Raw genomic sequence first — 6,981 nt, 5'->3', positions numbered from 1 at the left:
TGCCTTAGCAGCTTAACAATATTTAATTTTGTCTAACTTTTGTGTTGCACTTTAAATGGATGACCTATTTTAGTATTACTGTAAATAAATATCGAATCATTAGAATCTAAAATTTTAACACTACCAATGTAAGACAAATAAAAAACCGTTTAGTCTGGAATGGAATCCCGGTGGATACTCAGCCGTGGTAGTCTCTTGGCTGGCGTACTTTGCCAGGTTAGAGACAGACGATCTTCAAAACAATTCGTAGAATTGGTTCGAAGTCGCTCTCACAGTATTCCAAATCCATCGGGATTTCATGGAAGACGGCAGTGAACAACCAAACTTGAAAAAGAGCCTTTAACAGCTATTAGATAATGCCTTTTAGTCTGAAGACAATCTATTACCGATCTTCCAAATAACCATGATTCAAACTTTGAAGATAATCTGAAAATTGTTCATCATCTTCAATATGGCCGCCCACTTTGCCTTTGTACCAATCCAATTTATCGTTCAAAATCATCCAGCTATCTTGCAACTGCTGATATTGAATTTCAAAATTGCGACGAACTTCTTCCAACAGTTCAATTCGCTGATTGATGGTCGAATCACCTTCAGCTCTTAACTTCACATAACGTTTGAGTTGCTCGATCGTCATACCGGTACTCTTCAAATGCAGCAAGAAGCGAACCCACTTGGCATCTTGCTCAGTGTAATAGCGGACGCCGCTCTCAGTTCGATTCGGTTTGATCAGGCCTTCTTTTTCGTAGTAACGAAGCGTAGGACTGTTTAGCCCCACGATCTCTGAAAAATCACCAATCTTGTATTTATTTTCAATTTCTGCAGGCATTATTTCACCTCTACTTAAAGTTGGCTTAAAGTATAACACCTTCTATAAATCCACACCACCGTCGACTTTCAAAACTTGGCCAGTGATAAAATCATTTTCCATTAAGTAAATATAAGCAGATGCTACTTCTTCAATTTTAGCCACTCGACCCAAAGGAACATTTTCAGAAACGTTATCCTTTTGTTGGGCCAACTGCTTTGAATTCATTTCTCGCCACAAACCGGTTGGCGTCCAAGTTGGCGAAACAGCATTGATGCGGTGATCCGGAGCCATTTCTACGGCCACTCCAGCTACCATCGTATTGATGGCTTGATTGCCGATAATTGCTCCAGAAGCATCATAAGGATGGCCACCTGAACCAGATGTCAAAATAATCGATCCATTGGGTCTGAGATGTTTGCTGGCAATTTGTACCAACTGTAAATTAGCAAAGAATTTATCTTCGACGGCTTGTCTTATTTCTGCTACTGGACTATCCAAAAAACCACCGCCCATAGCGCCACCTAGCATAGAAACAATGTGATCGAACGAACCATATTTATCGAAAAACTTCAGCAGCTGCGTTTTATCCTGTGCATCTAATGAACTTCCTTGAATATTTTCATCGTAACGTAATTTGTTCACCCGTTCTTGATCACGGCCAATGACGTAAACTTCGGCCTTCTTGTGCTGTGCCATTACAGCGACTTCTTTACCAAATCCGGAAGTTCCACCAATAACAAGCACTTTATCATTTTCAAGACTCATAATAATACCCTCAATCATTCATTAGATTTCAATGCACCGATCATATCGATATGCTGCAATTTTTTGTGTGTCACTAGCATAACAATAGCTGTGAAAATTATCATCAACAATGTTGCAATTAAATATCCGAACCAGCTGATCGTCAGTGGGAAAATAACTTGTTCCGTGGCCGCTTGATTCAAAATATACGCCGTCAGCAAGTTACCAACTCCATAGCCGACCACGATTCCTAAAATAGTCAAAATAATATTCTCGCGACTAATGTACATCGTGACTTCATTATTATAGAATCCTAACACTTTGATCGTCGATAATTCACGGATCCGTTCAGAGATATTGATGTTAGTTAAATTATAAAGCACGACGAACGAAAGCACGCCTGATAAGAGAACAAAAATCAAAATAATTGGTTTCAATGATGAAGACATCTTCGAAACAGTACTCAAGACATCGTGCGTATAACTCGTGCCCATCACTTCACCTGAGCTCAATAATTTATCAGCTAAGGATTTTCTTTGGACTTTAGTTTGACTCTTGAGATGCAACAATAATGTGTTAGTTTTAGCTGTTTGACCGAATTCTTTTTGATAAGTTGTCGGACTCAAATAAACAAAGTGGCCGATGAAGTTCTGAGCAATGGCACCAACTGTCAAAGTAACTTTCTTGTTATCCGTCGTAGTCAAATTAATTTGGTCACCAGTTTTAACTTTCAATAACTGAGCAGTTTTCTTAGTCAAAACAACATCTTTTTTATTCAGATCTGTTGACAGTTTGACGTACTTATTAAAAACTGATTCCGATTTAGGTGTATAAACATTGACGTCATTAACTTGTTGGCCGTGAGCTTTTAACTTAGCAGTCGTGGAATTGATCGTGGTACTGTTACGATACTGTTGATTTTGTTGCAAAATTTTATTAACTTTACTCAAATTGGCATCGTCATTCAGTTTGACTACCGCTTGATAATTAAAGATTTCTGAATATTGACGATCCCCACTCGCACCAATGGAATTCTGAATACCGAATCCCGTTAAAATCAAGGCCGTTCCACCAGCGATACCGATAATTGTCATCAACATTCTCGACTTGAAGCGGAAAAGATTTCGATAACTAACTTTGCTATTAAAGCTGAGGTGGTTCCACAATGGCTTGATCCGTTCCATCAAGATCTTCTTAGCCGATTTAGGAGCTTTCGGACGCATCAAGGCTGCTGGGCCTTCGACTAATTCCTTTCTAATAACAATCACGGCCGCTCCTAGAGTTGCCAATAATGAGAAAATAATTGCGATTAAAATTGTGAGCCACTGCAAACCTACGACCCAATCCAAGGAAATGTATTGTTTGTACAAAGCCAAAACTATCCGTGGCAAAGTTTCATTTCCAATCACAGCGCCCAAAATGGCTCCGATCAAACCAGCCGATATTGCATAGTAATAATAATTACGAGATATTTCCCACTTACGATATCCCAAAGCTTTAAACGTACCGATCTCACCACGAGCTTCCTCGACCATTCTGGTAATCGTAGTAAAAGTTATCAAAGCCGCAATTAAGAAGAAGAAGACTGGAAACACGTTGGCAATAGCTGCGATTCGGTCAGAACTTTCACCATAAGCCGCAAACCCAGCCAAATCTTGTCTCGTTTGCCATGTGTAAGTTGTTTTGGATTTTTTCAACAACTTAGATTTAGCCGAATTCAATTTGGTCTGCTGTTGACTGGCTGCCTGTGGATCAAGCAACTTAACTTGGTTGATTGCTTGTTGCTGAGAATCAAGTGTCTTCAAGTAGGGTCTGGTGATTTCTGATGTCCGTTGATCCGCTCGATTTTTAAACTCATGTTTCAAGAGAATCAGTTTGTCATCGACACTATCCTTATATTTTTTACCGAAGGTATTCTCATCTTTCAATGATTGAAAATGTAAATTAAGCATCGTTCCCACGGCCAAATTCAACTGTTCTTCTGGCACATAGGCAAAGAGCTGCACTTGACCATCGGAAATATTAGTCACCCCACGCGACTGATTGTCGATATATTGAGGCGAATCTGCAAAACCAACGATTTTATAAGTTCTTCGATGCAGGTCAGCATCTTTATCAAAAGTAAAATTCTGGCCAAGTTTGTACCCATACTTAGACTTAGCCCGTTGATCCAAAACTATTTCATCCTTATGCTTAGGCAAATGCCCCTCACGCATGATCAGATGATTTTGTCGGGCGGTTTTGGAATAACCGTACAAAGCTGTAGCTACTTTATTTTTGCCTCCGATAACATATTTGAATTTTGTCGCCTCAACTTGTGCCCCCGGGACTTTACGAGCCAATTTCAAATCGGTCTCATCAAATCCAGTGGTCGACAAAACTTGAATATCAGAAAGATTCTTATCAGCAACTGTCTTGTTCAAAGAATCATTCAAACTGGGACCGGCTGCTTTGACACCAACGAAAATCAAAACACCCAACATGATAATTAAAATAATAGCGATAAAACGTCCTTTGGATTTTTTGACATCACGCAACATATTTTTTGTTAAGGGATTCATCTAATCACCTACCATTCAATATCTTTAACTGGTGTAGGATGAGGATTATCCTCAATCGATTGCACTTTGGCATCGTGAATTCTGATCACTCGGTCCGCCATTTTGGCCAAAGCTGAATTGTGGGTGATGACGATAACTGTCTTATTATCGTTGTGGCTGGCATTTTGTAGCAAGGCTAAAACTTGTTTACCTGTCTCATAATCCAGGGCACCAGTTGGTTCGTCACACAACAGCAATTTAGGATTCTTAGCCAAAGCCCGAGCGATAGCCACACGTTGTTGTTCCCCACCAGATAATTGTGATGGAAAATTGTCGATACGGTCGCCTAAGCCAACAGCCTGCAAAGTTTTCGTAGCATCCAAAGCATCTTTAACGATAGCCGATGCTAATTCGACATTTTCTTTAGTAGTTAAATTAGGAATCAAATTGTAAAACTGAAAGATAAAACCAACATTATTGCGACGATACGTGGTTAATTCACGTTCAGAAAATTGGGCAATATCCGTTCCATCAATGATAACCTGACCCTCACTAGGTGTATCCATACCACCTAAAATATTCAAAACAGTTGATTTACCAGCCCCACTGGGACCCAAGATCACTGTCAATTTGCCTTGGTCAACATCAAAAGAAAGATTATTATTAGCAAAAATAGTCGCTTCTCCCATTTGATACTTTTTTGATTCATTTCGAACTTCGATATATGCCATTCTGTTCGCACCCTTCTTAGTTATCTTCTATTATATAAGAAAACGGATTCATGACAAAAGCAAACCATATTAAAAAAATCAGAAAATTCTGATTTAGAATTTTCTGATTTTTACTATTCTTACCAAATATTTACACGATCCTGTGGATCCAACCACATACCATCACCCTTTTTAACATCAAAGGCATCGTAGAATTCATCGAGATCTTGTGACATAACAGTCGCACGTAATGGTTGCGGTGCATGAACATCCGTAGCCAAAAGGTTCTCATTGTATTCCTGAGTTGCCTTGAAACGCCATGACTTGGCCCAGTAAATAAAGAATTGCTTAGGGTCATAATCGGGTTCCAACTTGGCAGCTTCAATGGCACAACGCAAACCGCCAACATCAGCAATATTTTCACTTACCACAAGCGTTCCGTTGACTTTGCCACCAGCGTAAGGAATGCCAGTAAATTGGTCGATCATCTTTTGGGTCAACTTCTGGAATTTACTGTAATCTTCCTTTGTCCACCAATTGTTCATATTACCGAATTCATCGAATTGAGCACCGTTGTTGTCAAAAGCGTGAGAAATTTCATGAGCAATCGTTGCCCCAATTCCACCGTAATTTTCACTGCTAGTCTGTTGCAAACTGTAAAATGGTGGCTGCAAAATTCCGGCTGGGAAAGTGACATCGTTTCTTGACGGATCGTAACAAGCATTGACCATGTGACCTGGCATCAACCATTTTGTTGGATCAACTGGTTTGGAATATTCTTCAATGTCATCTTGAATCGTTACTTTGGTTAAATTCAAAAGATTTTCATACAGTGAAAGATTTTCATCAATGTGATATTTCTTGAAACGTGCTTCGATTTTTTCAGGATAACCAACTTTGACCACGATCTTGTTCAATTTAACGATGGCCTTTTGTTTAGTTGCTTCACTCAACCAAGTGTTATCGGCCAAACGTTGCTTGTAGATACCAATCATCCGTTTGATCATCTCACCGACCTGAGCTTTGGCTTTTTCACCAAAATACTTCTTGCCATAATACCTGCCGACAACTTGGTCAAAGTTACCTTCAGCTAAGTGATAGGCAAACTTAACGCGACTTGGCAATTCAGCCGCACCACTCAAGGCCAACTGATATTCCCCCACAATTTGACGACTTTCTTCAGTTAAGAATTTGGCATTATCCATTAAATATTGGACCATCATCCAAGCTCTAATATTTTCGAAAGTATCATCATTGACCAATTCATCGAGCTTATTAAAGAACCTTGGTTGCACGATGATGACTTTCTCAGGTGTTGTGTTAATAGTGCCTTCAACCATTGATTGCAAATTGACGTTTTTAACTTTTTTAATCAACTCGGCAAAATTCATCGGATTATATATCTTCGTATAATCGGCCCATTCTTCCGAACTCTTGACGATTGGGACCAATAATTTGTCGAAAGCCAAAGCTTTTTTAACAATAGCTTGAGCATCAGATTCTGCATAATCAAGCATGATCAATAATTTTTCAGCCACTTCAGCGTACTTCTTCAGCAACTTTTGACCAGATTTATTATCCTTCTCGTAGTAACTCTTATCTGGCAAAATAAGGCCCGCACCATCGAGATAAATGACATTCTTAGCAGTATCTTTCATATCGGCATCAATCCAGAGACCGACTGGCGCAGAAATATTATTTTTGACCATATCAGCTAAATGTTGATTCAAATCAGCCAATGAATTGATTCCAGCAATCTTTTTGAGATCTTTCAAAAATGACTCCGTCGACAATTTATCAGTATCATTGGCCACTTGATACAACTTAACGGCTTCCAACAATTGTGGATCTGCAATCGTTGAAGTATCTTGGGCAAAATCATGGAATTCTTGCATCAACTTCTTTTCGATATCAATGTCCAATTCCATTGAAGCTCCAGCACTCGACTTATCAGAAGGAATTTGGGCCGTCTTTTGCCATTCCCCATTAACGGCCAAATATAAATTATCTTTATAGTCAGCAGGTTCGGGATCGATTCCGATATCCCCAGCGCCACCGACAACTTTTCTCATCAACATAGTTATTTACTCCTAAATTAGGTATTAACATTATAATACTCTAATATTATTAAAATAAAAATAACATTAGAATATATTGTTCAATGGTTCACTGGTTC

The 6,981-nt window shown here is 39.1% G+C and carries 5 protein-coding genes; all 5 read right to left on the bottom strand.

Annotation, left to right across the window (positions count from 1 at the left end):
• Positions 1 to 382 precede the first annotated feature (382 nt).
• Positions 383 to 829: a MerR family transcriptional regulator gene (locus FD29_RS07410; RefSeq protein ID WP_057888304.1), complete on the bottom strand. Its 447-nt coding sequence runs from the start codon at positions 827 to 829 to the stop codon at positions 383 to 385.
• A 42-nt stretch (positions 830 to 871) separates the two neighbouring features.
• Entirely contained in the window at positions 872 to 1,582 is a 711-nt protein-coding gene (locus tag FD29_RS07405; RefSeq protein ID WP_057888307.1) for an SDR family oxidoreductase, read from the bottom strand.
• Positions 1,583 to 1,590: 8 nt separating this feature from the next.
• On the bottom strand, positions 1,591 to 4,116 hold the full coding sequence (locus FD29_RS07400) for an ABC transporter permease (protein WP_057888303.1): 2,526 nt from the start codon (positions 4,114 to 4,116) through the stop codon (positions 1,591 to 1,593).
• Positions 4,117 to 4,124: 8 nt separating this feature from the next.
• Positions 4,125 to 4,826 (bottom strand): ABC transporter ATP-binding protein, encoded by a 702-nt coding sequence (locus FD29_RS07395; RefSeq protein ID WP_057888302.1) that lies wholly within the window; start codon positions 4,824 to 4,826, stop codon positions 4,125 to 4,127.
• A gap of 119 nt (positions 4,827 to 4,945) precedes the next feature.
• Entirely contained in the window at positions 4,946 to 6,883 is a 1,938-nt protein-coding gene (locus FD29_RS07390) for a M13 family metallopeptidase (RefSeq protein ID WP_235804277.1), read from the bottom strand.
• Positions 6,884 to 6,981: the final 98 nt, after the last annotated feature.

It is taken from the genome of Companilactobacillus mindensis DSM 14500 (assembly GCF_001434275.1).
In the GTDB taxonomy this organism is placed as follows: Bacteria; Bacillota; Bacilli; order Lactobacillales; family Lactobacillaceae; genus Companilactobacillus; species Companilactobacillus mindensis.
The sequence above is the reverse complement of the archived record's forward strand: the minus strand, read 5'-3'. Positions and strand labels throughout refer to the sequence as shown.